This is a genomic window from Vibrio sp. 03_296 (assembly GCF_002265885.1).
The window spans coordinates 1-2,022 of the sequence record NZ_NPKW01000003.1 but is presented as its reverse complement, the minus strand read 5'-3'; the positions used below and the strand labels follow the sequence as shown (position 1 = coordinate 2,022).

At 40.0% G+C, this 2,022-nt stretch carries 1 pseudogene; it reads right to left on the bottom strand.

From position 1 onward, the window contains the following. Positions 1-1,403: 1,403 nt before the first annotated feature. A pseudogene (locus CIK04_RS00140) lies at positions 1,404-2,022 on the bottom strand (IS110 family transposase); the annotation flags it as partial.

The following is a 2,022-nucleotide window of genomic DNA, read 5'->3' as shown; positions in this document are numbered from 1 at the left end:
AAAAATGTGAAATATTATTAAAATTCTCTAGATCTTCTGAAAATAAGCCATATTTTTCCCAAGTCTCTAAAGAAAAATCTGGATAGTTATTCATTGTTAGCGAAGCAACTTTAAACGGATGGGTACGTACTAAGTTTCGAAATTAGTTCTACAGTACCCTTAAAGCCGGCGCACTTACTTTCGGGTTTTGGAAAGACATAGAATTAATAGGCTAGTGGTATGACCTAACTTGAATGATAACTCGTCATAAGGTATCGGTTTTGAAGTGTTACAATCAACTCCCATGCTGTTGGCYGTTAGCTCAACGGTTTCTCGCGAAACCTGAGGTTTCGAAATGTTACAAGTTAAATTAAACATCGTTCTAATCCATGTAAAACTGTTATTCACCTATGTTATCAGAAATAAAGTGCCTATGGTGGAATTGTGTTATAACAAACTGTTTAAGAGGGATTCGCAACGCGTGGCATTTTTACTATGCGTTGGTTTTAGTGTTTAAGGCGGTATGCGGCGGCTTCGGTATTGCGTTGCTCACCCCTTAACAGGGCGTTATGCTTAATCACGTAAAATCAGTGGTTTATGGTTTTTCTTTGTTCCCTTTGCTTTTCAGTTTGGCGTTTTTCGGCAAGTCGGCTTTTTTGAGCGCTGTTTTTCGGACACTTATTCTTTGGTGCTGAAAACTCTGAGTATTGCCTCAATCAATTGTTGGGTAAGCGCGAGGTTAGGGCGGTTGGCTCAATCAGAAATCCATTTCTAGGTTTTCAAACTTAAAACTAGATTTGCCAAAATTCCGAGCCTGATTATCAAAACTATGATTCATTTCGGTTTTCTACGTTTTGGTTTTTGTTTGTGAATCAATGTCGAGTTAATCTTGGTTCTGGTCAAACGTAAGCCATTGAAGCTTAAGCATAACAAAGCGTTTAAGTGGGATTTGGCACGCGTGGCATTTTCGGTTTGCGTTGGGTTCAGTGATTAAGTCACTGTGCGGTAGCTTTTGTATTGCGTGCCTGCACCCCTTAACGCGGCGTTATGTTTAATCACGTAAAATCAGCCGGTTGCATCTTTTCTTTGTTCCTTCGCATTTCCAATGTTGGTCTTGTCGGCAAGTTGGCTTTCGGTGGTCGCTGTTTTCCGGACTCCAATTCGTGGGCACGAAAAATTCTGAGAGTTGCCTCATTAAAGCTCAGTGTGTTTGTGATTCGAAAAAAGCGTCTTGGTTTCAAAGTTTGAGCTCCAGTTTTCGGTTTCTCACGTTAAAACTCAAAGTCAGCGCATCAAAATTATGAGTTAATTCAGCTTTTTATCTTCTAGCTTTGGTTTTCAAAGATAAGTCGAGTTAAGCTCTTGGTATCGCAAAACTTAACCCTTTGAGTCTTAAACATAACAAGAGACTATGGCGTCAATAGTTAATTTTTGGCGCTATCTGCCATTCCACATACAGCCATCTCTAAGCATTGAATTTAGAATAACTACCATCTTTCTGACGCAGGCAATGAGCGCTACTTTTTTGGGTTTTCCAGCAGCCAAAAGTCGTTGATATGTTTCTTTAAATACAGGGTTACATTGCATCGCTGACATCATGGCCATGTATAAAACAGTCCTTACTTGCATCCGTCCACCTTTGATCATTCTCTTGCCTTTGAAACTGCCACTTTCACGCGTAATGGGTGCAACCCCGATTAAAGAGGCTGCTTGTTTGTTGGTGATGTAACCGAGCTCAGGAACGTTACTAATAAGTGACGCTGCGGCGATTTTCCCGATACCAGGGACGCTCTGCAGTATCTCGTTTTTAGCTTGGTAGTCAGGGCAAGTTTCTATGAGTTTTTCGATTCTGTTTTCTATCTTTTGCAATCTGATTTTTGAGAGCAGTTAAGATAGGTTTGATTGAAGATGCAAGTGATTGAGGAAGGATTTGATGTCGATTCTTTTCCATCGTTTGCATTGATAGTAATTGGTTTCGTCTAGTGACTAAGTCGCTCATTAAACGTATGTTTTCACTTTTTAATTGCGTGAGTTTTGGCTTGA